Origin of the sequence: Pseudomonas shirazensis (genome assembly GCF_050496565.1) — a bacterium.
GTDB classification, from domain to species: domain Bacteria; phylum Pseudomonadota; class Gammaproteobacteria; order Pseudomonadales; family Pseudomonadaceae; genus Aquipseudomonas; species Aquipseudomonas shirazensis_A.
Map to the genome: position 1 here is coordinate 36,369 of NZ_JBNWAE010000009.1, position 25,903 is coordinate 62,271.

17 protein-coding genes, 1 tRNA gene and 2 pseudogenes are annotated in these 25,903 nt (G+C 58.1%); 15 read left to right on the plus strand and 5 right to left on the minus strand.

Annotation, left to right across the window (positions count from 1 at the left end; genetic code table 11):
- Positions 1 to 116: 116 nt before the first annotated feature.
- The 4 genes from ACQZ2L_RS14645 to ACQZ2L_RS14660 all read left to right on the plus strand — a co-directional run bounded on the left by ACQZ2L_RS14645 (position 117) and on the right by ACQZ2L_RS14660 (position 6,194).
- On the plus strand, positions 117 to 2,039 hold the full coding sequence (locus ACQZ2L_RS14645) for a PrkA family serine protein kinase (protein WP_103435196.1): 1,923 nt from the start codon (positions 117 to 119) through the stop codon (positions 2,037 to 2,039).
- A 129-nt stretch (positions 2,040 to 2,168) separates the two neighbouring features.
- Positions 2,169 to 3,443 carry a YeaH/YhbH family protein gene (locus ACQZ2L_RS14650; RefSeq protein ID WP_430326726.1) on the plus strand — a complete coding sequence of 425 codons (1,275 nt, stop codon included), beginning with the start codon at positions 2,169 to 2,171 and terminating at the stop codon, positions 3,441 to 3,443.
- A complete protein-coding gene (locus ACQZ2L_RS14655; protein WP_430326727.1) occupies positions 3,440 to 5,008 on the plus strand; it encodes a SpoVR family protein in 1,569 nt (522 codons plus the stop codon). The genes ACQZ2L_RS14650 and ACQZ2L_RS14655 overlap by 4 nt, the downstream gene beginning before the upstream one ends.
- A 58-nt stretch (positions 5,009 to 5,066) precedes the next feature.
- Positions 5,067 to 6,194 (plus strand): multifunctional CCA addition/repair protein, encoded by a 1,128-nt coding sequence (locus ACQZ2L_RS14660; protein WP_430326728.1) that lies wholly within the window; start codon positions 5,067 to 5,069, stop codon positions 6,192 to 6,194.
- Positions 6,195 to 6,463: 269 nt separating this feature from the next.
- On the opposite strand, the gene folK is transcribed toward ACQZ2L_RS14660, so the two are convergent.
- Both folK and folB read right to left on the minus strand, forming a co-directional pair.
- Positions 6,464 to 6,973, minus strand: a complete 510-nt coding sequence (gene folK, locus ACQZ2L_RS14665) for a 2-amino-4-hydroxy-6-hydroxymethyldihydropteridine diphosphokinase (RefSeq protein WP_430326729.1) — start codon at positions 6,971 to 6,973, stop codon at positions 6,464 to 6,466.
- The gene (folB, locus tag ACQZ2L_RS14670; RefSeq protein ID WP_101322398.1) at positions 6,964 to 7,320 is read right to left on the minus strand and encodes a dihydroneopterin aldolase; all 357 of its coding nucleotides are present in this window, start codon (positions 7,318 to 7,320) and stop codon (positions 6,964 to 6,966) included. Before folB ends, folK begins: the two co-directional genes overlap by 10 nt.
- A 74-nt stretch (positions 7,321 to 7,394) precedes the next feature.
- Here folB and plsY point away from each other — a divergent pair, with 74 nt between their 5' ends.
- Positions 7,395 to 7,964: a glycerol-3-phosphate 1-O-acyltransferase PlsY gene (plsY, locus tag ACQZ2L_RS14675; protein WP_103435199.1), complete on the plus strand. Its 570-nt coding sequence runs from the start codon at positions 7,395 to 7,397 to the stop codon at positions 7,962 to 7,964.
- Positions 7,965 to 7,994: 30 nt separating this feature from the next.
- Here plsY and tsaD read toward each other — a convergent pair.
- Positions 7,995 to 9,017: pseudogene (gene tsaD, locus ACQZ2L_RS14680) on the minus strand (tRNA (adenosine(37)-N6)-threonylcarbamoyltransferase complex transferase subunit TsaD); the annotation flags it as partial.
- 205 nt (positions 9,018 to 9,222) lie between these two features.
- Between tsaD and rpsU the strand changes: the two are divergent.
- From rpsU to ACQZ2L_RS14705, 5 genes are all read left to right on the plus strand, one after another.
- Entirely contained in the window at positions 9,223 to 9,438 is a 216-nt protein-coding gene (rpsU, locus tag ACQZ2L_RS14685; RefSeq protein WP_002551877.1) for a 30S ribosomal protein S21, read from the plus strand.
- Positions 9,439 to 9,735: 297 nt separating this feature from the next.
- Complete coding sequence (gene dnaG, locus ACQZ2L_RS14690) at positions 9,736 to 11,715, plus strand: DNA primase (protein WP_430326730.1); 1,980 nt, start codon at positions 9,736 to 9,738, stop codon at positions 11,713 to 11,715.
- 68 nt (positions 11,716 to 11,783) lie between these two features.
- Positions 11,784 to 13,634: an RNA polymerase sigma factor RpoD gene (rpoD, locus tag ACQZ2L_RS14695; RefSeq protein ID WP_430326731.1), complete on the plus strand. Its 1,851-nt coding sequence runs from the start codon at positions 11,784 to 11,786 to the stop codon at positions 13,632 to 13,634.
- A 183-nt stretch (positions 13,635 to 13,817) separates the two neighbouring features.
- Positions 13,818 to 17,555 carry a bifunctional diguanylate cyclase/phosphodiesterase gene (locus tag ACQZ2L_RS14700; protein ID WP_430326732.1) on the plus strand — a complete coding sequence of 1,246 codons (3,738 nt, stop codon included), beginning with the start codon at positions 13,818 to 13,820 and terminating at the stop codon, positions 17,553 to 17,555.
- A gap of 21 nt (positions 17,556 to 17,576) precedes the next feature.
- Positions 17,577 to 17,653, plus strand: a tRNA-Ile gene (locus tag ACQZ2L_RS14705).
- A 99-nt stretch (positions 17,654 to 17,752) separates the two neighbouring features.
- On the opposite strand, the gene ACQZ2L_RS14710 is transcribed toward ACQZ2L_RS14705, so the two are convergent.
- Both ACQZ2L_RS14710 and ACQZ2L_RS14715 read right to left on the minus strand, forming a co-directional pair.
- The gene (locus tag ACQZ2L_RS14710) at positions 17,753 to 18,670 is read right to left on the minus strand and encodes an SH3 domain-containing protein (protein ID WP_430326733.1); all 918 of its coding nucleotides are present in this window, start codon (positions 18,668 to 18,670) and stop codon (positions 17,753 to 17,755) included.
- A gap of 54 nt (positions 18,671 to 18,724) precedes the next feature.
- Positions 18,725 to 19,885 (minus strand): annotated as a pseudogene (locus tag ACQZ2L_RS14715) (IS3 family transposase).
- A gap of 482 nt (positions 19,886 to 20,367) precedes the next feature.
- On the opposite strand from ACQZ2L_RS14715, the gene ACQZ2L_RS14720 reads away from it, so the two are divergent.
- The 5 genes from ACQZ2L_RS14720 (at position 20,368) to ACQZ2L_RS14740 (ending at position 25,899) form a co-directional block, all read left to right on the plus strand.
- Positions 20,368 to 22,560 carry an AAA family ATPase gene (locus ACQZ2L_RS14720; protein WP_430326734.1) on the plus strand — a complete coding sequence of 731 codons (2,193 nt, stop codon included), beginning with the start codon at positions 20,368 to 20,370 and terminating at the stop codon, positions 22,558 to 22,560.
- Positions 22,560 to 23,405, plus strand: a complete 846-nt coding sequence (locus tag ACQZ2L_RS14725) for a hypothetical protein (protein WP_430326735.1) — start codon at positions 22,560 to 22,562, stop codon at positions 23,403 to 23,405. Before ACQZ2L_RS14720 ends, ACQZ2L_RS14725 begins: the two co-directional genes overlap by 1 nt.
- A 520-nt stretch (positions 23,406 to 23,925) precedes the next feature.
- Entirely contained in the window at positions 23,926 to 24,270 is a 345-nt protein-coding gene (locus ACQZ2L_RS14730; RefSeq protein ID WP_430326736.1) for a toxin, read from the plus strand.
- Positions 24,267 to 24,581: a helix-turn-helix domain-containing protein gene (locus tag ACQZ2L_RS14735; RefSeq protein WP_430326737.1), complete on the plus strand. Its 315-nt coding sequence runs from the start codon at positions 24,267 to 24,269 to the stop codon at positions 24,579 to 24,581. Before ACQZ2L_RS14730 ends, ACQZ2L_RS14735 begins: the two co-directional genes overlap by 4 nt.
- 169 nt (positions 24,582 to 24,750) lie before the next feature.
- Positions 24,751 to 25,899 carry a Fic family protein gene (locus tag ACQZ2L_RS14740; protein WP_430326738.1) on the plus strand — a complete coding sequence of 383 codons (1,149 nt, stop codon included), beginning with the start codon at positions 24,751 to 24,753 and terminating at the stop codon, positions 25,897 to 25,899.
- Positions 25,900 to 25,903: the final 4 nt, after the last annotated feature.

Sequence of the window (25,903 nt, forward strand, 5' to 3'; positions counted from 1 at the left end):
ATCGGTAGCGCTTCAAGGGTGTTCTGGGGGGTATACAGCGGTCGGCGTAATCCGGCAGCTGCCAGCATCAACTGATTGATCCGGCGTCGGCTCCACGTATCGAGCGAGGTGACGTCATGAGTATTTTTAGCCACTTCCAACAACGTTTCGAGTCAACCCGTCAGGAAGAACTGTCGCTGCAGGAATACCTGGAGCTGTGCAAGCAGGACCGCAGCGCGTACGCCTCGGCGGCCGAACGGCTGTTGCTGGCCATCGGCGAACCAGAGGTGATCGACACCTCCACCAACTCACGGCTGTCGCGCATCTTTTCCAACAAGGTGATCCGGCGCTATCCGGCCTTTGCCGACTTCCATGGCATGGAAGAGTGCATCGACCAGATCGTTTCCTACTTCCGCCATGCTGCGCAGGGTCTGGAAGAGAAGAAGCAGATCCTTTATCTGCTCGGCCCGGTAGGTGGCGGTAAGTCGTCGCTGGCCGAGAAGCTCAAGCAACTGATCGAAAAAGTACCGTTCTATGCGATCAAGGGCTCGCCGGTCTTCGAGTCGCCCCTGGGTCTGTTCAACGCGACAGAAGACGGCGCCATTCTCGAAGAAGACTTCGGTATCCCGCGGCGTTACCTGAATACCATCATGTCGCCCTGGGCGACCAAGCGACTGGCTGAGTTCGGGGGCGACATCAGCCAGTTCAAGGTGGTCAAGCTGTACCCGTCGATTCTCAATCAGATCGCCGTGGCCAAGACCGAACCCGGTGACGAGAACAACCAGGACATCTCGGCACTGGTCGGCAAGGTGGATATTCGCAAGCTCGAAGAATTCCCGCAGAACGACGCCGACGCGTACAGCTACTCGGGCGCATTGTGCCGGGCCAACCAGGGCCTGATGGAATTCGTCGAGATGTTCAAGGCGCCGATCAAGGTCCTGCACCCACTGCTGACAGCTACTCAGGAAGGTAACTACAACAGTACCGAAGGCCTCGGTGCGATCCCCTACTCCGGGATCCTGCTGGCTCACTCCAACGAATCGGAGTGGCACACCTTCCGCAACAACAAGAACAACGAAGCGTTCATCGACCGGATCTACATCGTCAAGGTGCCGTACTGCCTGCGCGTCAGTGATGAGATCAAGATCTACGACAAGTTGCTGTTCAACAGCTCGCTGGCCAAGGCCCACTGCGCGCCCGACACCTTGAAGATGCTGGCGCAGTTCACCGTACTGTCGCGCCTCAAGGAGCCGGAAAACTCCAACATCTACTCGAAGATGCGCGTCTACGACGGCGAAAACCTCAAGGACACCGACCCGAAAGCCAAATCGATCCAGGAATACCGCGACTCGGCCGGCGTCGACGAGGGCATGAACGGTCTGTCGACCCGCTTCGCGTTCAAGATCCTGTCCAAGGTATTCAACTTCGACGCCCACGAGGTAGCGGCCAACCCGGTACACCTGCTGTATGTGCTGGAGCAGCAGATCGAGCAGGAGCAGTTCCCGGCCGAGGTTCGCGAGCGCTATCTGCGCTTCCTCAAAGAGTACCTGGCACCGCGCTACATCGAGTTCATCGGCAAGGAAATCCAGACCGCCTACCTCGAGTCCTACAGCGAATACGGCCAGAACATCTTCGACCGCTATGTGCTGTACGCAGACTTCTGGATTCAGGATCAGGAGTACCGCGACCCGGAAACCGGCGAAATCCTCAATCGGATTGCCCTCAACGAGGAGCTGGAGAAGATCGAAAAACCGGCCGGCATCAGCAATCCGAAGGACTTCCGCAACGAGATCGTCAACTTCGTGTTGCGTGCCCGCGCCAACAACAACGGCAAGAACCCAACCTGGCTCAGCTACGAAAAACTGCGGGTGGTGATCGAGAAGAAAATGTTCTCCAACACCGAGGACCTGCTGCCGGTCATCAGCTTCAACGCCAAGGCCAGCAAAGAGGACCAGCAGAAGCACAACGATTTCGTCACTCGGATGGTGGAACGTGGCTACACCGACAAGCAGGTGCGCCTGCTCTCGGAATGGTACCTGCGGGTCAGGAAATCGCAGTAAGCGGCTAGCCAGACGGCCCAGACCGCACGCTGTGCAGCGCACCGTTACGACGCTGCGCCACAGCCTGCGGTACTGGTGGTGGCTGTTTCGTGCAGCTTCGAGCCTGCAGCTGTTGTTAGCGGAGAGACCATGAGCTACGTAATCGACCGACGCCTTAACGGCAAGAACAAGAGCACGGTCAACCGCCAGCGTTTTCTGCGCCGGTACCGTGACCACATCAAGAAGGCCGTCGAAGAGGCGGTGAGTCGTCGTTCCATCATGGACATGGAGCACGGCGAACAGATCAGCATCCCCGGGCGCGATATCGACGAACCGGTGCTTCATCATGGCCGCGGCGGCAAGCAGACCGTGGTCCATCCAGGCAACAAGGAATTCACCGCCGGTGAACACATCGCGCGACCGCAAGGTGGCGCCGGTGGCGGTGGCGGACGTGGCAAGGCGGGAAACTCCGGCGATGGCATGGACGACTTCGTCTTCCAGATCACCCAGGAAGAGTTTCTCGAATTCATGTTCGAGGACCTCGAGCTGCCCAATCTGGTCAAACGCCAGCTGACCGGCACCGAGACCTACAAGACCGTCCGCGCCGGGATCAGCAACGAAGGCAACCCGGCGCGCATCAACATTATCCGCACCCTGCGCTCGGCCCATGCCCGGCGCATCGCCCTGACGGGCAGCAGCCGCGCGCTGTTGCGTGAGGCCAAGGCAGAACTGGCCCGGCTGAAAATCGAAGAGCCGGACAATTTCACTGACATCCAGGCAGTCGAAGCCGAAATCCAGAGGTTGAGCGCGCGGATCAACCGGCTGCCCTTCCTCGACACCTTCGACCTCAAGTACAACCTGCTGGTCAAGCAGCCCAGCCCCAGCTCCAAGGCGGTGATGTTCTGCCTGATGGACGTGTCCGGCTCGATGACCCAGGCCACCAAGGACATCGCCAAGCGCTTCTTCATCCTGCTGTACTTGTTCCTCAAACGTAACTACGACCGCATCGACGTGGTGTTCATCCGTCACCACACCAGTGCCCGCGAAGTCGATGAAGAAGAGTTCTTCTATTCACGCGAAACCGGCGGCACCATCGTCTCCAGCGCGCTCAAGCTGATGCAGGAGATCATGGCCGAACGGTATCCGACCAACGACTGGAACATCTACGCCGCGCAGGCTTCGGACGGAGACAACTGGAACGACGATTCACCGATCTGCCGCGAGATCCTCTCCAAGCAGATCATGCCGCATGTGCAGTACTACACTTACGTTGAAATTACCCCACGTGAGCACCAGGCGCTGTGGTACGAGTACGAGCGCATCGGCGATTCGTTCCCGGATACCTTTGCCCAGCAGCAGTTGGTCTCGGCCGGTGATATCTATCCGGTCTTCCGTGAACTCTTCCAGCGCAGGTTAGCCACATGACCGCCAGAGCACAGAGACGCCAACCGATATCCACCGGGTCCGAGTGGACGTTCGACCTGATCCAGACCTACGACCGCGAAATCGGTCGGCTGGCCGAGCGTTACGCGCTGGACACTTACCCCAACCAGATCGAGGTCATCACTGCCGAGCAGATGATGGATGCCTACGCCTCGATCGGCATGCCGCTCGGATACCACCACTGGTCCTACGGCAAGCAGTTCCTCAGTACCGAGAAATCCTATAGCCGCGGCCAGATGGGCCTGGCCTACGAGATCGTGATCAACTCCGACCCGTGCATCGCCTACCTGATGGAAGAAAACACCATGTGCATGCAGGCACTGGTGATCGCCCACGCCTGCTACGGCCACAACAGCTTCTTCAAGGGCAACTATCTGTTCCGCACCTGGACCGATGCCAGCTCGATCATCGATTACCTGGTGTTCGCCAAGCAGTACATCGCCCAGTGTGAAGAGCGCCATGGCATCGACGCGGTGGAAGACCTGATCGACTCCTGCCACGCCTTGATGAACTACGGCGTGGACCGTTACAAACGCCCCTACCCGATTTCCGCAGAGGAAGAGCGCCGCCGGCAAAAGGACCGTGAAGAGCACCTGCAACGGCAGATCAACGATCTGTGGCGAACCATCCCCAAAGGCGCCGACAAGGGCAACGAGCGCGATGACGCGCGCTTCCCGGCCGAACCGCAGGAGAACATCCTCTATTTCATCGAGAAACACGCCCCCCTGCTCGAGCCATGGCAGCGCGAAGTAGTACGGATAGTGCGCAAGATTGCCCAGTACTTCTATCCACAGCGCCAGACCCAGGTGATGAACGAAGGCTGGGCAACCTTCTGGCACTACACCTTGATGAATGACCTGTACGACGAAGGCCTGGTCACCGAAGGCTTCATGATGGAGTTTCTGCAGTCGCACACCAGCGTGGTGTTCCAGCCAGGCTTCGACAGCCCGTATTACAGCGGCATCAACCCCTATGCTCTGGGTTTTGCCATGTACGTCGACATCCGGCGCATGTGTGAACACCCTACCGAGGAAGATCGCCGCTGGTTCCCGGAAATTGCCGGCAGCGATTGGTTGTCTACCATCAAGTTCGCCATGAGCAGCTTCAAGGACGAAAGCTTTATCCTGCAGTACCTGTCGCCCAAGGTTATCCGCGACCTGAAGCTGTTCAGCATCCTCGATGACGACCAGCGTGATGACCTGCTGGTGCCTGCAATTCACGACGAAGACGGCTACCGCACCATCCGCGAACAACTGGCATCGCAGTACAACCTCGGCAACCGCGAACCTAACGTGCAGATCTGGAGTATCGATCGGCGCGGTGATCGCTCGCTGACCCTGCGTCACCAGCAGCACAACCGCAAACCACTGGGCGACTCCACCGAAGAAGTCCTCAAGCACCTGCACCGTTTGTGGGGCTTCGATATTCATCTGGAAACCGTGCAGGGCGACCAGATCATGAAGACCCACCACATGCCGCCACGGGGCGAGCACGGCGACCCCGGCGACTACGGCCGGATGGACCTGGCGGTGATCCACCACCTCTAGCCCAGCCACCGCCATTGCTGTCGACAGGGTATCCTGTCGCCAGCAATGGAGGTTTTACATGCAGATTTACAAAGTCGGCGGCGCCGTGCGCGACCGCCTGCTCGGCTTGCCGGTAAGCGATGTCGACTGGCTGGTGGTGGGTGCCACGGTCGAGCAGATGCAAGCGCTGGGCTATCGCCCGGTCGGTGCTGATTTCCCGGTCTTCATTCACCCGAAAACCGGCGAGGAGTACGCCCTAGCGCGCACCGAACGCAAGAGCGGGCGCGGTTATGGCGGCTTTACCTTTCACGCGAGCCCCGAGGTTACCCTCGAAGAAGATCTGATCCGCCGCGATCTGACCATCAATGCCATGGCCGAAGACCTGCAGGGCAACCTGTACGATCCCTACAACGGCCAGAGTGATCTCGAACAGCGCATCCTGCGCCATGTATCGCCAGCGTTTGCCGAAGATCCCCTGCGCGTGCTGCGGGTTGCACGGTTTGCTGCACGCTATGCCGCACTGGGCTTCACCGTGGCTGCCCAGACGCTTGAGCTGATGCGCCAGATCACCGAGTCCGGTGAACTGCAGGCGCTGACTGCCGAACGCAGCTGGAAGGAGATCGAACGGGCGCTGATGGAAGATCAGCCGCAGGTATTCATTGAAGTGCTGCGGGCCTGCGGCGCGCTCAAAGAGCTACTGCCAGAGCTGGATTCGCTGTTTGCCACGCCAGGTGAACGCGGCCAGGCCACCTTGGCCGTGCTGGCCCAGGCCGCAGCCCATGAACAGCCACTGCACGTACGCTGGGCCTGCCTGACCCATGACCTGGGTGCAGCCATCAAAGCCGTCAGCCAACGCTTCAAGGCACCTCGCGAGTGCCAGGAACTCGCCTCCCTGGTAGGTGAATGGCAGCACCATTACCAACGGGCAGCCACACTGGATGCCGGCACGTTAATGGATATTTTGCAGAAGTTCGACGTCTATCGGCGTCCGCAGCGCCTGGAAGACTTCATCGCAGCCTGCGAGATGATTGCCCATGGACACTCGCTGCATGACGGCTCGCAGAGTGCCTATCTGCGCGGGGCAGCTGCAGCCGCGAAAGCCGTAGAAGTGAAAGACCTGGTCCAGCAAGGCCTGACCGGGCAAGCGTTGGGCGAGGCGGTGAAAGCAGCGAGGCTTGCTGCGCTGACGGCTTACACAGAGCACTAAGCGCTTGTGGTCATCGCCGCAGGATCGCCGGCAAGGCCACTCCCACGCCGACCGCGCCTCCCCCGACTGACGCGGCCCCTGTAGGAGCGGCCTTGTGTCGCGAAAGGCCAGCGTAGCAGGCCCGGCAATTCCGGCGGCGAAGCTGATATCTGGGGCCGCTACGCAGCCCTTTCGCGACACAAGGCCGCTCCTACAGGGATCGCGTCAGTCTGGGTAGAAGCAGGGAGGGACCGCGTAGCGGCCCCAGATATCAGCTGCGGCGGCGAAGCTCAGGCGCGGGTAAGTTGCAAGCCGCGCCATTCGAAAGGCACCGGCGCCAGCACTTGATCAATACTCGCCTCCTGCCACAACTGAGCCATGCTTTTACCCGCACCCGGGTGCACCAGGTCAGGGCCAATCTGCGACAGCGGCAACAGCACGAAGGCGTTCTTGAGGATTTCAGCGCGCGGCAATTCCAGGCCATCAAAGCTACCGTGCAGATCGTCATACATCAGCACATCGATATCCAGCGGCAAGCCCTTGCGCTCAGGCGCGTAGCGACCGTTTTCCGCCTCGATCAACTTCAGTCGACGGTCCAGCTCGAGCAGCGGCAAGTCGGTTTGCCCGGTCACCACCAGGTTGTAGAACGGACCACTCTTGATCCCGACCGCCTGGCTTTCGAATACCGCCGAGCAATGCATGTCGCCGAGAAAGCTGGCCAGCGCGTCGAGGCCTGCACACAAGTGCCGCTCGCGCTCGACATTGCTGCCCAGCCCCAGATATACCGTGCTCAGAGACATCCGCGCTCGATCTCCACGCCAACACCACCACGGGCCGCCGGCACCGCGCCCGGCTTGGTCAGTTTCAGGCGAATCCAGGGAATATTGAATTCGGCCATCAACAGCGCGACCAGGCGCTCGGCGAAGGTTTCTACCAGTTCGAACCGCGCCTGTTCGGCAAAGGCCTGAATGCGCGCCGTGATGGTGGCGTAGCACAGGGCCAGGTTGAGGTCGTCAGTGGCGGCCGCAGGGCGGTTGTCCCACGCCAGACTCAGGTCCAGGCGCAAGCACTGGCGAATCTCCCGCTCCCAGTCGTAGGCGCCGATTACCGTATCGACTTCCAGGCCTTCGATGAACACTCTGTCCAAGCACTTCTCTCCACAGCACGACAAGGGCGACTGGCGCCGTTAGAATCAAGGCGTCCTCGCCCGGAATAGTTAGCATGTTTTGGTTATTGGCGATGCTCGCCTACCTGCTTGGCTCGCTGTCCTTTGCCATTGTTCTGAGCCGCCTCAGCGGTAACCCCGACCCTCGCTCAAGCGGTTCGGGCAATGCCGGGGCGACCAACATGCTGCGCCTGGCTGGGCGCAAGATGGCGATCCTGACCCTGCTGGGCGACCTGTGCAAGGGCATCGTGCCCGTGCTGCTGGCCGAGCAAGCCGGGCTGGGCCTGCAGCAGCAAGCCTGGATCGGCCTGTGCGCGGTCATCGGCCACCTGTTCCCGGTGTACTTCCGCTTCCGTGGCGGCAAGGGCGTGGCCACTGCTGCCGGCGTGCTCCTGGCCTTGTACATTCCAGCCGCCCTGCTGGCCATCACGGCCTGGCTGGTAACCTTCTACCTGACTCGCACCAGCTCACTTGCCGCGTTGATCGCCACCCCGCTGACCCTGCCATTGCTGGCCTGGCGCGAGCCGGCGGCGCTGCTGCCGATGAGCGTGCTGACGCTACTCATCGTCTGGCGCCATCGGCGCAACCTGCGCGACCTGTTCGCTGGGCGCGAACGGCATTTCTGACGCCGCCCCAACCCTTAAATCAACCGATCTGATCGGCGGCAACTGCTCCATCGGCCAGCGCGCCTGCACGCTGATCGCCAGATCCTGCTGCTGCCCGGCCAGCAAACGCTGGCAACCGGCATAGGCGATCATCGCGCCGTTGTCGGTGCAAAAGCGCGGACGCGCGTAGTAGACATTGCCCTTGATCGTGGCGAGCATGCCTTCCAGCGATGCGCGCAACGCGGTATTGGCACTGACCCCGCCTGCAATCACCAGGCGCTTGAGGCCGGTCTGCTGCAGGGCACGCTTGCACTTGATGGTCAGAGTGTCGACTACCGCCTGCTGGAACGCCAGCGACACGTCGCAACGGGTTTGCTCGGTGTCGTCACCGGCGTCGCGGCACTTGTTCCAGGTGTTCAGCGCCGAGGTCTTGAGGCCACTGAAGCTGAATTCCAGCCCAGGGCGGTCGGTCATGGGCCGCGGGAACGTGAAGCGTCCCGGCACACCCTGCTCGGCCAGGCGGGCGATTTCCGGGCCGCCGGGGTAGTTCAGGCCGATCAACTTGGCAGTCTTGTCGAAGGCCTCGCCGGCGGCGTCATCCAGGCTCTCGCCGAGCAACTGGTACTGGCCGATACCATCGACCCGAACCAACTGGGTATGGCCGCCGGACACCAACAAAGCGACGAACGGGAACTGCGGCGGCTGCTCTTCGAGCATCGGCGCGAGCAGGTGACCTTCCATGTGATGCACGCCGATTGCCGGGATATCCCAGGCAAATGCCATCGACTGCGCGCAGGAGGCGCCCACCAGCAGCGCGCCGACCAGGCCCGGGCCTGCGGTGTAGGCAATCGCGTCGATATCGCTGGCAACCGCGCCGGCATCCGCCAGCACTTCGCGGATCAACGGCAGCATGCGCTTGACGTGATCACGCGAGGCGAGCTCGGGCACAACGCCGCCGTAGGCGCGGTGCAGGTCGATTTGACTGAACAGTGCATCAGCGAGCAAACCGCGTTCACTGTCGTATAATGCGACGCCGGTTTCATCGCAGGATGTTTCCAATCCCAGTACTAGCATGGGTCTGTGCCTTGTTTAGGCTGAATTCGAAGGCGCGCATGATAGTCCCCGTGCACAGTGCCGACCAGCGGTTTTCGATCAGAGGCTTTGCATTCCGGTCAGCTTAGCGTTAACATCCGCAACCCTTGAAAACCGACGTTCTCCAGCGCATCTTTATTTTTGTCAGGAGCACGTCTACCCCGGTAACGAACGAAGGTAGCCCTGGATGCCAGCCGTCAAAGTAAAAGAGAACGAACCCTTCGACGTAGCTCTGCGTCGTTTTAAGCGCTCCTGCGAAAAAGCCGGTGTACTGGCTGAAGTGCGTAGCCGCGAGTTTTACGAAAAGCCAACTTCCGAGCGTAAGCGCAAGGCTGCTGCTGCAGTCAAGCGTCACGCGAAGAAAGTGCAGCGCGAACAGCGCCGCGCCGTTCGTCTGTACTAATACAGACGTTCGTCGCAAAGCTTCTGCCCTGCCCGGCTAACCCCGGGCAGTTGGCAGCAGCAGCTTCAACCCTCAGGTGCGAGCCCGAGGCGCCAGCTACCTAGAGCAGCCGGCAAGCGTAACACACGTCAGAACTGGTCCTCGCGACCAGGCGTGCCGTCCCTGTCTGACGAGCCCTTGTGGCTGGCGACGCGCACACTCCCCTCGCTTTACCCTCACTGCATCGCACCGCACCCATCATTCCCGCACCCTTGCGTTAGCGATTAGACTTGCCGACTGCACGATGACGAGACTGCCATGGCCGGGCTGATTCCCCAGAGCTTCATTGACGACCTGCTTAACCGCACCGACATAGTCGACGTGGTGAGTTCGCGCGTCCAGCTGAAAAAAACCGGCAAGAACTACTCTGCCTGCTGCCCGTTCCACAAAGAAAAGTCGCCGTCGTTCACGGTCAGCCCCGACAAGCAGTTCTATTACTGCTTCGGCTGCGGCGCGGGTGGTAACGCGCTCGGCTTCGTCATGGACCACGACAACCTGGATTTCCCCCAGGCCGTCGAAGACCTCGCCCGCAGTGCCGGCATGGAAGTCCCGCGCGAGGAAGGCCGACGTGGCAACAAGCCCCGTCAGCCGACCGACTCGCCGCTGTACCCGTTGCTGGAAGCTGCCGCCGAGTACTACCGCCAGGCGCTGCGTAGCCATCAGACGCGCAAGGCCGCTGTTGATTACCTCAAGGGGCGTGGCCTGTCCGGTGAGATCGCCCGTGATTTCAGCCTGGGCTTCGCTCCGCCCGGCTGGGACAACCTGATGAAGCATCTGGGGGCCGACAGCCTGCAGCAAAAGGTCATGATCGATGCCGGCCTGCTGATCGAGAATGCCGAAAGCGGCAAGCGCTACGACCGCTTCCGCGACCGGGTGATGTTCCCGATCCGCGACAGTCGTGGCCGCATCATTGCTTTTGGCGGCCGCGTGCTGGGTGACGACAAGCCCAAGTACCTGAACTCGCCGGAGACTCCGGTATTTCACAAAGGCCAGGAGCTGTACGGCCTGTATGAAGCGCGCAAGCACAACCGCAGCCTCGACGAAATCATCGTCGTCGAAGGCTATATGGACGTCATCGCCCTGGCTCAGCAAGGCCTGCGCAATGCCGTAGCGACCCTCGGCACTGCCACCAGCGAAGAGCACCTCAAGCGTCTGTTCCGGGTAGTGCCGAGCGTGCTGTTCTGCTTTGACGGCGATCAGGCCGGCCGCAAGGCAGCCTGGCGTGCACTGGAGTCGACCCTGTCGAGCCTGCAGGACGGTCGCCGCGCACGCTTTCTGTTCCTGCCCGAAGGCGAAGACCCGGACAGCCTGGTCCGCGCCGAAGGCACCGACGCGTTCCGCGCGCGCATCATCCAGCACGCACAACCGCTGGCGGATTACTTTTTCGAGCAATTGAGCAACGAGGCCGATCCTCGCTCACTGGAAGGCAAGGCGCACATGGCGACCCTGGCTGCACCGCTGATCGAAAAAGTCCCCGGCGCCAACCTGCGCCAATTGATGCGCAACCGCCTCAAGGAAATCACCGGGCTGGATACTCAGCAAGTCGAGCAGCTGGCGCAGAATGCGCCGGCGGCCAGCGTGCCCGATTACGACCCAGGCTTCGACTACGACGCCATGGCCAGCTACACCCCCGACTATGCCGAAGCGCACCAGCCCGACTACGGCGCGCAGCAAGAGCAAAGGCCCTGGACACCGAACAAAGGTGGCGGCAAAAAGCAGTGGGAGAAAAAACCCTGGGACAAGAAAGGCGGTAAACCCTGGCAACGGGATGGCCAGCGCGAGGCCCCGCCACGGGTGCCGGCGCCGGTCGAACCGCCCACGCTGTCGGCCTTGCGCACCCTGCTGCATTACCCGTTGCTGGCTGGCAAGGTCGAAGACGCCAGCCACTTCGCCGACGAAGAGCATGTGTACAACCAGCTGCTGATTTCGCTGATCGAGGCTGCACAGAAGAATCCTAAGCTAAGCTCAATGCAACTGATTGCACGCTGGCACGGCACTGACCAGGGCCGTTTATTGCGCGCCCTGGCAGAAAAGGAATGGCTGATCGATGCCGATAACCTTGAACAACAGTTTTTCGACACCATTACTAGCTTATCGGCTCGCCAACGCGAGCGCAGCCTGGAACATCTGATGCGCAAAGCGCGTCAAAGTGACTTGAGTCCAGAGGAAAAATCTCAGCTTTTGGCCCTGCTGAGCCGCAAAGTTCCTGCACAAAACCCGACCTCATCTGGCGCGTGAGGCCCTTATTCGGGTATAATCCTCGGCTTGTTTTTTTGCCCGCCAAGACCTTCAGTGGATAGGGTGTTATGTCCGGAAAAGCGCAACAGCAATCTCGTATCAAAGAGTTGATCACCCGCGGTCGTGAGCAGGGCTACCTGACTTACGCGGAGGTCAACGACCATCTGCCTGAGGATATTTCAGATCCAGAGCAGGTGGAAGACATCATCCGCATGATCAACGACATGGGGATCAACGTATTCGAGACTGCTCCGGATGCGGATGCCCTGTTGTTGGCGGAAGCCGACACTGATGAGGCCGCAGCCGAAGAAGCCGCCGCAGCACTGGCTGCTGTCGAGACCGATATCGGCCGCACGACCGACCCGGTGCGCATGTACATGCGCGAAATGGGTACTGTCGAGCTGCTGACCCGCGAAGGCGAGATCGAAATCGCCAAGCGGATCGAGGAAGGCATTCGTGAGGTCATGGGGGCTATCTCCCATTTCCCGGGTACTGTCGACTACATCCTCGGCGAATACACCCGCGTCACCACCGAAGGTGGTCGCCTGTCCGACGTCTTCAGCGGTTACATCGACCCTGACGACAATATCGCCACGCCGTCCGAAGAAGCTCCGCAGCTAGGCGCCAAAAACGCCGCTGCAGCCAAGGACGACGAGGAAGAGGACGAAGAGAAAGACGACAGCGAAGACGAAGAAGAGACCGAAAGCGGTCCCGACCCAGTCCTCGCCCAGCAGCGCTTCGGCGCCGTGTCCGACCAGCTCGCGATTACCCTCAAAGTGCTCAAGAAGCACGGTCGCAGCCATGCCGAAAGCATTGGCGCGATGCAGGTTCTGGCTGAGCTGTTCATGCCGATCAAGCTGGTGCCCAAGCAGTTCGAAGTGCTCGTCGAGCGCGTTCGTGGTGCCCTGGACCGCCTGCGTCAGCAAGAACGCGCAATCATGCAGCTGTGCGTACGTGATGCGCGCATGCCGCGTGCCGACTTCCTGCGTCTGTTCCCGGGCAACGAAGTCGACCAGACCTGGAGCGGTGACCTCTCCAAGCGCAGCACCAAGTGGGCTGCAGCGCTGGGCGAAAAGAACGATGCCATCGTTGCCTGCCAGCAGAAGCTGGTAGACCTTGAAAACGAAACCGGTCTGACCGTTGCCGAAATCAAGGACATCAACCGTCGCATGTCGATCGGCGAGGCCAAGGCCCGTCGCGCCAAGAAAGAGATGGTCGAGGCCAACCTGCGTCTGGTGATTTCGATCGCCAAGAAGTACACCAACCGTGGCCTGCAATTCCTCGATTTGATCCAGGAAGGCAACATCGGTTTGATGAAGGCGGTCGACAAGTTCGAATACCGTCGTGGTTACAAGTTCTCGACGTACGCCACCTGGTGGATTCGTCAGGCCATCACCCGCTCGATTGCCGACCAGGCGCGCACCATCCGTATTCCGGTGCACATGATCGAGACGATCAACAAGCTCAACCGTATTTCCCGGCAGATGCTGCAGGAAATGGGTCGCGAACCGACCCCGGAAGAACTTGGCGAGCGTATGGAGATGCCTGAGGACAAGATCCGCAAGGTGCTGAAAATCGCCAAAGAGCCAATCTCCATGGAGACGCCGATTGGTGATGACGAAGATTCGCACCTGGGTGACTTCATCGAAGACTCGACCATGCAGTCGCCAATCGATGTAGCTACCGTCGAAAGCCTCAAGGAAGCGACTCGTGATGTTCTGGGCGGCCTGACCGCACGTGAAGCCAAAGTGCTGCGCATGCGTTTCGGGATCGACATGAACACCGATCACACCCTTGAAGAGGTCGGCAAACAATTCGACGTAACCCGTGAGCGGATTCGTCAGATTGAAGCCAAAGCGCTGCGCAAGTTGCGCCACCCGACCAGAAGCGAGCATCTACGCTCCTTCCTCGACGAGTGATGACAAACCCCGGCCCAGGCCGGGGTTTTTCTTGGCCATCGAAAAAGTACCAGCACTCGCCGTGCAGTTGTCGGGGCAATCCCGCCAGCTGTTGAATTCCTGCCGAAGTTAATCGTCTTACCCTCACACCCCTCAGCAATGCACGGCTACACTCGAATTCAGACTATCTGCAAAGAGGCTGCTATGCCGAGAATGCCGGCCCTACTGTTGCTGATCCTGTTTTACTGGAGCGCAACCGCCGGCGCCCTGACCCTGACTGAAGACGAGCAAGCCTGGCTCAGCGCCCATCCACAGCTGCGCCTGGGCGTGGACGCATCCTGGCCCCCGTTCGAGTTTCGCGATCAGGAGGGCCTTTACCAGGGACTGGCCGCCGATTACATCAATGTGATCCAGGAGCGTCTTGGCGTCACCCTCAAGCCGACCGAGCCGAAGACCTGGAGCGAGGTGCTCGAACTCGCCCGCAACAATCAGCTCGACTTGCTGCCGGGCGTGATGTCGACCCCAGAACGGCAAAACTACCTGTCCTTCACCCGCCCGTATCTGGACTTCCCGATCGTTATCATGGCCCATGAAGGCGGCCCGCAACCGCGTACGCTCAAGGATCTGTATGGGCTGAAGATCGCGGTGGTTGAAAACTACGCGCCCCATGAACTGCTGCGTACACACCACCCCGACCTCAATCTGGTCGCCCTGCCCAATGTCAGCTCGGCCCTGCAAGCCTTGGCGACCGACGAAGTGGACGCCGTGGTCGGCGACCTTGCTTCGAGCATCTGGAGCCTGCGCGAGCTCAAGCTCGATGGCCTTTACGTCAGCGGCGAAACACCCTACCGCTACCAGTTGGCGATGGGCGTACCCCGGGACAACAAGCAACTGGTAGCCATCCTCGACAAAGTCATCGCCGATATGAGCAGCGATGAAGTCAACGACATCCAACAGCGCTGGGTCGGCAACGTGGTAGATCAGCGCAGCTTCTGGCACGACATGCTGCTCTATGGCCTGCCGACGGTTGTGCTGCTGATGCTGGTGCTCGCTGCCGTAATCCGCATCAATCGCCGGCTCAGCTCGGAAATATCCCGGCGCATAGCGCTTGAACAGGAACTGCGCAGCAGCGAATACCATTACCGCAGCCTGGTCGAAAGCCTGTCGGCGGTCGCATGGGAAGCCGACGCCAACGATTTCACCTACAGCTACGTCTCGCCCCACGCCGAAGACCTGCTCGGTTACAGCCTGGGTGACTGGCTCAGATCCGGTTTCTGGAGCAGCATCGTGCATCCCGAGGACGCGCTCTGGGCCAAGGCCTACTGCGACAGCGAAACTGCCGCCGGCCGCGACCACAGCCTCGACTACCGAGTAATCCGCGCCGATGGCCATACGCTGTGGGTGCGCGACATCGTCAGCATGATCGAACAGGGCCAACGCTCGGTGATGCGCGGCCTGATGATCGATATCAGCGAGACAAAGCGTACCGAGCATGCCTTGCGCCTGTCCGAGCAGAAGTTCGCCTCGGTGTTCCAGCAATGCCCGGACATCCTGCTGATTGCCCGACACAGTGACGGCTGCCTTCTTGAGGTCAACGAGGCATTCGAAGAGCAGATCGGCCTCGGCCCCAATCAGGTAATCGGCCGCACCGCTACCGAACTAGGCCTGTGGGGCGTCAGCGGCAGCGGCCCAAGCGTACTCGAGCGCTTGCACCTGGGTGGCATTCGCAACCTCGAGATGAGCTTCCGGCGCAGCAACGGCGAGTTGTTCACCGGCCTCACCTCGGCCGAGACCTTCGACCTCGACGGCACCCCGGCGCTGGTCGTGGCCGTACGCGACATCAGCGAGCTGAAGGAAACCCAGCAGCGCCTGCAGATCTCCGAAGAGAAATTTGCCAAGGCCTTCCACGCCTCGCCCGACGGCTTGCTGCTGTCCAGGCAAAGCGACGGCCTGCTGCTCGAGGTCAACGAAGGCTTCTGCCGCCTGACCGGCTACAACCTTGACCCGCGTCTTGACCAGACCTCGCTGGATCTGGGCATCTGGGTCGACCTCAACGAACGCAAACTGCTGCTGAGCAAGCTCAAAAAAGACGGCTTCGTGCGTGATTTCAGCTGCCACATCCGGCGCAGCGATGGCCAGATTCGCCTCTGCGAGCTGTCAGCCAGACCGCTGCCGATTGCCGGCGCCGACTGCATGCTGACCATCGCCCGCGACATCACCGAACGCCACCTTATGCAGGAAAAACTGCAACTGGCCGCCACTGTGTTCGAAAACACCGCTGAAGGCGTGTTGATCACCGATACCGATCAGCGCATCACTGCGGTCAACCGGGCGTTCAGCGAAATCACCGGTTACAGCGAGATCGAAGCCCTTGGTCAGACCCCGCGCCTGCTCGCCTCCGGCCAGCACGACAGCGCCTTCTACGTTGCCATGTGGCACCAGCTGACTGCCGAAGGCCACTGGCAAGGCGAGATCTTCAACAAACGCAAGAACAGCGAGCTGTACCCCAGCTGGCTGACCATCAGCGCCGTGCGCAACAGCGAGCGCGAGATCACCCACTTCGTGGCGGTGTTTGCCGACATCTCCAGCCTAAAGCACGCCCAGGCCAAACTGGATTACCAGGCCCATCACGACCCACTGACCGGCCTGCCCAACCGTGCCCTGTTCGAAAACCGCCTGCATGCCGCGCTGCAGTGCTCGCAGGTGTCCAATCGCCAGGGCGCGGTGCTGTTCCTCGACCTCGATCGCTTCAAGCACATCAACGACAGCCTCGGCCACCCGGTTGGCGACCTGCTGCTCAAGGGCATCGCCCAACGCCTCAAGGAACAGGTACGCGACGTCGACACCGTGGCGCGTCTGGGCGGCGACGAATTCATCATTCTGCTGCCTGGCCTGCACAAGCCAAGTGACGCCAGCGCCATCGCCAACAAACTGCTGGCCTGCTTCAGCGCGCCGTTCCAGGCCGGCGAGCACGAGTTCTTCACCAGTGCCAGTATCGGCATCAGCCTCTATCCACAAGACGGCAGCGACGTCGCCAGCCTGATCCGCAACGCCGACGCCGCGATGTACCGCTCCAAGGCCAAAGGCCGCAACCGGGTCGAAGCCTACACCCGCGACCTCACCGCCCAGGCCAGCGTGCGCGTGGCCCTGGAGAACGAACTGCGCCGCGCCATCGAACGCAACGAGCTGAGCCTGTGCTATCAGCCCAAGCTCAGCCTCAAGACACAAAACCTGGTCGGCGCCGAAGCCTTGATCCGCTGGAACCACCCAACCTTCGGCGACGTCTCCCCGGAGCATTTCATTCACCTCGCCGAAGAGAACGGCACCATCCTCCAGCTCGGCGACTGGGTGCTGGAACAAGCCTGCCAGCAGATGCACCAATGGCAGAAGCGCTACCAATCGTTCGGCCCGTTGTCGATCAACCTCGCCGGCGCCCAGATGCGCCAGCCCCACCTGGCCAAGCGCATCGAACAACTGCTCAAGACCTATCAGCTCAAGGCCGGCGACCTGCAGCTGGAGATCACCGAAAACTTCATCATGAGCCAGGCCGAAGAAGCCCTCAGCGTGCTCCATCAGCTCAAGCAGCTCGGCGTGCAACTGGCGATCGACGACTTCGGCACCGGCTATTCATCCCTGAGCTACCTCAAGCGCTTGCCGCTGGACATCCTCAAGATCGACCAGTCGTTCATTCGCGGCTTGCCCGACGACCCCCACGACGCCGCGATCACCCGCGCGATCATCGCCCTCGGCCGGAGCATGCAACTGACCATCATTGCCGAAGGGGTAGAAAACCAGGCACAGCAGCATTTCCTCGCCGCTGAGGGCTGTGAACAGATCCAGGGCTACATCGTCAGCCTGCCGCTGCCGCCGGATGAATTCGCGGCAGGCTTCCTGCGTTTAGCACTATCGGATCTTTCGGATGGCACCCATTCAAAACCCTAGCTATAATCCCCGCCACCTCTGGGGCCTATAGCTCAGTTGGTTAGAGCAGAGGACTCATAATCCTTTGGTCCACGGTTCAAGTCCGTGTGGGCCCACCAAATTGAAAGCCGCGCCTTGCGCGGCCTTTGACCTACCCAGCTGTTGCAGCTGCACATTTCACAAGCCCGGAAGTCCACATAACGTCCACATCAACGCTGCTACTGCAGCAAACGGTGGGTGTATCTCCGGGAGATCCAACCTTCCAACCCCTCCTCTCCTATGACCGAGACGTGCAGCCAGTCACGGTTGGACGCATCCAAAACTTCCAGCAACATCCTATCCTCGAGTGCAACCTGCACCTGAGCGGCCTTCATAGACGGGTCAACTCTAAGTCGAACCCCTGTGCCTTTAACCGTCCGGTAATCGCGCAAAATTTCTATTGGAGCATTGTGCTCACACATGAAGTTCCTGACCGCTTTCCCCACCTGTGAGGCGCTAAGCGCCGGCATCAATTTCGGCTGATAGAAACAAAGTTCTTCCCGCACGAGATTCTGTGCTCCAAGCAAGATGAAGAGCATCTGAATGAGTCGCATCACGGACCATAGGCGAGCCTTCTGCGTAGACGACAACGCGTCCACGGCTTTGCCGTTTTCCAGATGCTCTACTACCTGGCGCTCAAGCTCTAACTGCTCAACGGTGACAACCCGCGCTTCGCAGTTGGATGTGACAACAACAGAGGCATCGCCAGCCCCTGCCACGATCTTCTCAAGGTCGGGTCCACGCCCTGACAGGAGATACTCGGCAAGTGGCGATCTAGCAAACCGCTCCATAGCGGCAGATAACTCTGCCGCAGAGCCGACTGCTTGATGAAGCTGTGGCGAAGCCATAAACCTCTCAATGGCTTTTATCCCGGACTGCATCTCAGGACTCTGCAGGTACTTTATGACGCCGTGGGCAAATCGCTGCTGGGCAGTGATCAGTTGCGCCATCGTCGGGGAGGCCAGGACTCTAGCGATGCGCTCAAGAGTTTGCGGTGTCATTAATGCCTTCGCAAACTCGCGCTGCAACTCGCCACTCTCAAACATGGCCTTCCGTTGCTCCAATACGGTCTGCTTCTCAACGGTTTCATTCTCCATTTACGCCTCCTTTGCGAGTTGCCAGCGGATTGAGATTCACCACATCTGTAGTGGTCAACTCATCCCGGATACGATTTTGAGTTTTTCTTCAGCTTTCGCCGGAGCCAGTCCATCGTTGAACTGATGAGATCGGATCCAGTTGTAGTGGCTCATCAGGTATTGGCCAATATCTCGTTGAGCCTGCTGCCCGGTCAGGTAGCCCGTGGTCAGTATCCACTCTGACTTCAAGCTGCGAAAGACTCGCTCCATCGGTGCATTATCCCAGCAGTTGCCTCGGCGGCTCATGCTCTGGCGAATGCGAGAACGCCACAGTCTCTGGCGGAACTGACGGCTGCCATAATGCGATCCCTGGTCGGAGTGGAACAGTAGTCCTTGAGGCTTTCCACGTTGTTCGTAAGCCACGTCTAGCGCTTTGACCACCAAGTCTCCATCCGGCTTTTCTGATAAGGCCCAACCAACCACTCTGCGTGCGTAGAGATCCAGGACAACTGCCAGATAGTGCCATTTGCCCTGTGCCCAGACGTAAGTGATGTCTCCACACCAGACCTGATTTGGCGTTTCGACATCAAACGCTCGGTTCAAGGTATTCGGAATATCTGGCCGCTCCACTGTGGCCTTTTGTACGCATGTGATCCTGGCTGCTTGCTGATCAACGCCAGCTCACGCATCAGGCTGCGTACCTTGAACCGCCCGATTTGCTCACCCTCTTCTTGCATCATTGCCATGATGGTGCGGCTGCCGGGCGCACTTCGACCTCGCTTGAACAACTCATTCACTCGACTGCGCAACCGCAGTCGTTCAACGTCCGGAGTTCGCCTTCTGTGACGATGTGCGTAGTAACTTGAGCGACTGACTTCGAACACTTCGCACAAACAATCAATGGGCTCATGGGCGCTGAGCTGGTGGATCAGCGAGTACGCTCGAGATCTTCCGACATCAAAAGCGCGGTAGCCTTTTTAGTATCGACTTCTCGCGTTCAAGGCGCGTGATCCGGGCTTCCAACTCTCGGATTTTTTGCTGCTCTGGCGTCCACGCTTTGCTGGCCGGCGTAACGCCGCCGCGCTCCTGCTGAAGCTGATTAACCCATCGGCGCAGTGCCGATTCGACCAAGCCGAGCGAACTGGCAGCTTCGGCATGGCTGTAGCCTTGATCGAGCACCAGGCAGGCAGCTTCGCGCTTGAACTCAGGGGTAAAGGTTCGGCGTTGCTTGGTCATCGGACACCTCTCTGTGGCGGGCATTCTCGCCTAAATGGGTGTCCGGGGTTAGTAGACCACTACACTGGGGCTGGGGTAGAGCTCACAATTTATAAGGTCCAGGGCTTTCCAATCCTTCCCAAATGCTCAACCATGCCAAGACACAAACACGCAGTCCTCACATCCACCCTACGCAGGGAGTCGCAATGGGCGTTCCAACGTATGACTGTTTCATTGGGCAAAGCCCGCCTTTACTGACAGCAAACGGTGCCCACGCAGCGGCGGCTGACGCGCTGAATACGTTGGAGGCGAAGCATCACGAACTTGCCGACAGCCATCAGCTCACGTACAAAATCTGTGTAGATTGGACGGATGATCGACGGAAAAGCACAAGCATTTTTGACTCAGAGAACATGTATAGCTTTATCCCGTCTTCCACCTTCGGAGCAGATGAGGCATATAACCCCATGCACAGAATAAAGGCCATACAGGTTTAAAATATAATGAGCGACGCAGAAGAAATCAAAGATTCAGCACAAGCCCTTTCAAGCACTAAACGGTTCAGCATCCGAAACCTACATCTGGACCCAAATAACTATCGAATCATTCACGAGGAGGAGCAGATAGACGTGCCTGACGAGCACGCGAAGGACAAAATAGTTGCACAGCGTACATTGCGGCTTATCACTGGAGAGCGAAATCAACACATACAGGATTTAATCGATAGCTTCAAGACTAACGGCTATCTACCTGTTGACCAAATCCAAGTTCGAGCATTAGCAGACGGCGGCTATGTTGTAGTTGAAGGCAATAGGCGTGTAGCGGCGCTAAAGGTCTTATTCCAAGACCGTGAGAGCAAAGGTGCAGACATTGGAAAGTTAGACCCTGAGATTTTTAGCCAGATTCCCGTCGTAATTTACAACGACGCTGACGAAATGCATCACCTAACCTTGATGGCGCTAAAGCACATCAGCGGTAACAAAAAATGGGGAGAGTGGAACCAAGCAAAATTATTGGAGAAAATGAACTCCACGTATAAAATTAGCGAAAATGAAATATGTAAGCGCATAGGTATTTCGAAAGTCGAGCTTAGGAGAAGCCTCCGAGCGCTTTCACTCGTAGCGCAATATAGAGCATCTGACTACGGCGACCAATTCAACGAGACACGCTTCCCGATCTTTAGGCAGTCCGTAAGGAGCCAGGCACTCAAGGAATGGCTTGGTTGGAATGAGGAGACTGCTACCGCAACTCACCCAACAAACAGAGATCTTTTCTTCTCTTTACTGTCTCGCGAGCCTGCGGAAGAGACCGATGACGATGGTGAAGTAGGTTTAGCTGAAAAATACCTCGAGCCTGCGATCAACAAGCGTGACGATATTGATCTCCTAGCAAAGATCATATCTGATCCTAAAGCGTTAGATCAGCTAAAAATCACAAGAGACCTGAATTCTGCCTATCGTGCAAGCGATCTTGTGTTCAAGGAAAGACAGGAAGCGGCAGTAAAATCCATCGCTATTGACATCGATACACTCAGCCAACTAGCAATCCGTCCGTCGAATCTTTCTGAGCTTGAACATGCGCAAGGAAAGTTACAGGGCATAATCAACAGAACACGTGCCGTCAGCTCGACGAGCTTAGCAGGGGTGGATCAAAAATCTGTATTCCATGACCGAATTGATGCTCACTTCACTAGCATTTCTGTCGAACGTTACAAAAAACTGACCCAATTAAAAATAAACAAACTATCGAAGATAAATATTTTTGCAGGACTTAACAACTCAGGCAAAACCACCTTACTTGAGGCCATCTACCTTCTGGCAAAGCAAAATGATTTCGATGGACTACTCGAAGTTATGAGACGCCGTGGAAAATTTTCGGCGGACCAAGTAGATCCGGAGTGGATCCTTGAACAGATCAACGGTGACGAATATTTAGTCAGCGGCATATTCGACAACGAGAAAACTCATAGCAGCATCAAAGCGCAAATGGAGGAAGATGCGACCATAGATAAATCTCGATACCTATCATCCATAGAAATAGATACAAAGTTTGGCATCCACCGAAACGTATCGTGCTCTCGCATGTACAAAGGACGTGAAAGGGAGACTCAAGGCGACAGCATAAAGCACCTATGCCCCGTGATTTTTACAAGCCCATTTTTTCTAAATGAGCCTCATCGCTATGCCAACTATTACCATCGGAGTACGCAAGCGAAAGCCCTGCCAATAATTTTCTCCTTCTTGAAGGAGCAAATTCTACCGTCACTTCAAGACATCCGCCTAACTGACGAGAGGCAGCGGTTCCTTGTGAGCGATGATCGCTTTGAACAGGGCGTTGATCTTTCTGCATACGGGGAAGGGTTGCAGAGGATGTTTTTCCTTTCTCTACTGTTCGCTTCATCCCAAAATGGCATATTGTTAATCGACGAGTTTGAGAACGCAATCCACACAAAGCTCATTGGCCCATTTGCAAAGTTTATCCACAACATGGTATTAACTTTCAACGTCCAAGTTTTTATAACGAGCCACAGCAAAGAGTGCATTGATGCATTTGCTGAAGGCATCAGCACGCATAACGACATGGCTTACCACGCATTAGTATCGGATAAAGGTTTGATCACCGCTCGAGAGTTTACCGGACATGAATTCAAAGGCCTTCTTGATGCTGGAGATGTTGACTTGAGGGAGGCGAACTGATGGCTGACATTCAGGCGCTCCTGATCTTCTGTGAGGGGCCGCATGATGCGGCTTTCACAAGACTCACACTTGAGAAAGCATTCAATTACGAGCGACAAACTCTTCGCTTTTCTGAATTCCCATACCCGTTTAGCTCAATATTTAAAAAAAGCGCTCAAGACCACGTCGCAGATGACCTACGCCTTGACATGGCGAAAAAATTCTTCCTACCCGACCATGTCCTTAGAAAAGATGAAAAACTTGTACTAATTTTTAACTATGGAGGTTCAAACCGGAAATCATCCGTTACACCATTTCTAGAAAAATTATTTGTACTAAACAATGTTGGACAGGCATTCTCAACGGGTTCCAAAGCGTCGAGAATCAGTTATCTATTCATGGCCGACGCAGACAGTATCGGCTCTCAACGCACTTTGGCCAAGATCTCCAAAGATTTTGCGGTTATCTCCGACTCCCCCTGGATCTCAGAGACATGGAACAATGTAGTTAATACGTGCGGCTATGACCAAGGCGCTGAAGAAAATATATACGCTTACATTTGGCGACACTCTACTCAGGATAAGGGCACGCTTGAGAGCGTGATTGAGGAGTGTCTTGATTTGACCCCTTTCCTCGCAGTTGTGGATGATCGTTTTCAATGGAGTACAGAGCACGACGACAGCGAGCGCGCATCGGCTGAGCAAGCGAAGAGAGTGAAAGCGGCAGTCAGTCTTATGGGTCAACGGGCCAAGCCAGGCTCGTCGATGAGCGTGATCGTGGATCAGGGCGGGCTTCTAGGTACTGAACGCCTACACTCATCTCAATCTGTTCGTGCTCTGATCGATTTTCTAACTCCGCTAGCGTGAGGATACCTTTCTTACATTTTCTTGACCGGCTAGGCGCTTGGCACAGTACAACATCGGTACAGTGCTAAGCTTTTGAACACTTCTCTACATTTCGCTCAGCACAGTTAGGTACGCTGCTTTTAGCTGGTTGTAACTGCGCTCACTTGCGCACGACTTTACTGACCTTCTAGTGTTCCTAGGCTACTCATAATCCTCTGGTCCACGGTTCAAGTCCGTGTGGGCCCACCAAATTGATAGCCGCGCATTGCGCGGCTTTTTCGTGTCCGCCACAAAAATTAGCCCACCTTGGCAACCGACACATCCTGTTCGCCAGGCACATTCAGCCATTGGTAGAGGCAGGCCTACATGGCTAGGACAGCCCGCCATCAGCGGGTACAAATCGATATAAAGCTCAAGCCCTACTTGCACCTTCGCGACGAGGATCCTGTCGCCAATCCAGATAAGCTGACCAACGAGCACCAGACCACCTTGACGGCGCGCCTAACGCACCACAAACTATACGCAGATGACGTACAGAAAAATGAAGGCACTGTTTGTCGAGCTTCCACCGTTTCAAAGGCATCGGGTGGACTACCTGAATGACGAGGCCTTTCGCGCTCTCCAGACCGTCCTCCTGAAAAATCCTGAAGCCGGGGATGTGATCCAGGGTACAGGCGGCTTGCGTAAAATCCGCTTCGCCGATGAAAAACGCCAGAAGGGCACGCGTGGTGGCATTCGGATCATTTACTACTGGTGGCTGGGTGGCGCTCAGTTCTGGTTATTTACCGTCTATGGCAAGGATGTCCAGGACGACCTGAGCGAGCCCCAGAAGAAGGCTCTCAGGAAACTGCTAGACACCGAAATCGAGGCGAGGAACAAATCATGACCCGTGACATTTTTGCCGAACTGGTCGAAGGCTTTGAAGCCCTGGCTGATGAGCGTCAGGGTAAGGTCACGCTCCGTTCCCACAAAGTGCAACTCAATGAATTGCCAGCGATCAGTGCAGACGAGCTGGTTGGCATCCGCAAGAAGCTCAACATGTCCCGCCCGGTCTTTGCCATGTATCTGCGCACCAATGCCCGCACCTTGGAGAACTGGGAGCAGGGGCGCGCCAAACCAAATGCCCAGGCCGTAACCTTGATCCGCCTCGTGCAAAGATATCCAGAAACCGTAGAGCACTTGGCGGCGCTGGCCTGATCAATCAGATCCCGCGTCGGTCTGACCTCAGCCACAACGGTTAGCTCACGATCGAGAGCGCCTAGCACCTCCGCATCGAGTCGCCGTGAGCCGATTAGCACCGCTATTCGGCTCACAAAATGAGCCGAGTAAGGCCTATAATCGGCTCACACCCGAAGGCTCTCCCCGCATGCCCCTCCCGTTCTGGATCTGGCAACACGCCGATTGGCCAACGTTTACCTGCCAAGAGGAGCCGCTCGCACCGTTACTGCGTGCCTGCGCTCTGGCACAAGCTTGTCTGACTGGGATGGCCAGTGTTGCCAACACCACCGACCAGGCTCACTGCACCCTCGACGCCCTGCTACAGAACATCATCACCAGCTCGGCCATCGAGGGCGAACAGCTTAATGTCGAGTCGGTGCGATCCTCTCTGGCCCGTCGGTTGGGGCTGGACGCCGAGGGCCGCGCCAGCCCGCGCAGTGAGGGCCTGGCGGAGTTGATGCTCGATGCCACTCGCGAGCAGGCTGCAGCATTGACACTGGAGCGTTTACTGCGCTGGCATTACTTGCTGTTTCCGGCAGACGAGCAGCGCCTGTCTGCACCTGTGCGGGTGGGCAGCTTGCGTGGCGAAGAACCGATGCAAGTGGTATCGGGTCGGCTCGACAGGCCCAAGGTGCATTTCGAAGCACCGCCTCGGCAAGGGCTGGATGAACAGTTATCAGGGTTCCTGGACTGGTTCGCCGCCTCCCGCAACGCCCCCAGCCTCGATCCATTCCTGCGCGCGGGGATTGCGCACTTCTGGTTCGTCACGCTGCACCCTTTTGACGACGGCAATGGCCGTCTGACACGGGCGATTACCGACCTGGCGCTGGCTCAGGGCGAACCGCAGGCGATTCGCTTCTACGCCATGTCCGCGAGCATTCTTGAGGATCGCAAAGGTTATTACGAGAATCTTGAGGCCAGCCAGAAAGGCAGCCTGGACATAACTCCGTGGCTGACATGGTTCCTGCAAACCTTGCTGCGTAGCCTTGAACAGGCAAAGGGACGTATCGACAGAGTGCTGGCCAAGTCTCGATTTTGGCAGGAGCATGGCCAGCAAGCGCTTTCGACTGAGCAGATCAAAGTGCTCAACCGCCTGCTTGATGGCGATTTGTTCAACGAGCGCGGTGGCTTTGCTGATGGCATCAATGCTGGTCAGTACCAGGCGGTGGCAAAGGTGTCGAAAGCCACTGCAACTCGCCACCTCAGCGACCTGATTGAAAAAGGCTGCCTGGTACGCCTGCCAGGCGGCGGGCGCAGTACACGCTACCAGATCAACCTGCCTGTATTCGCTGGCTAGCAGC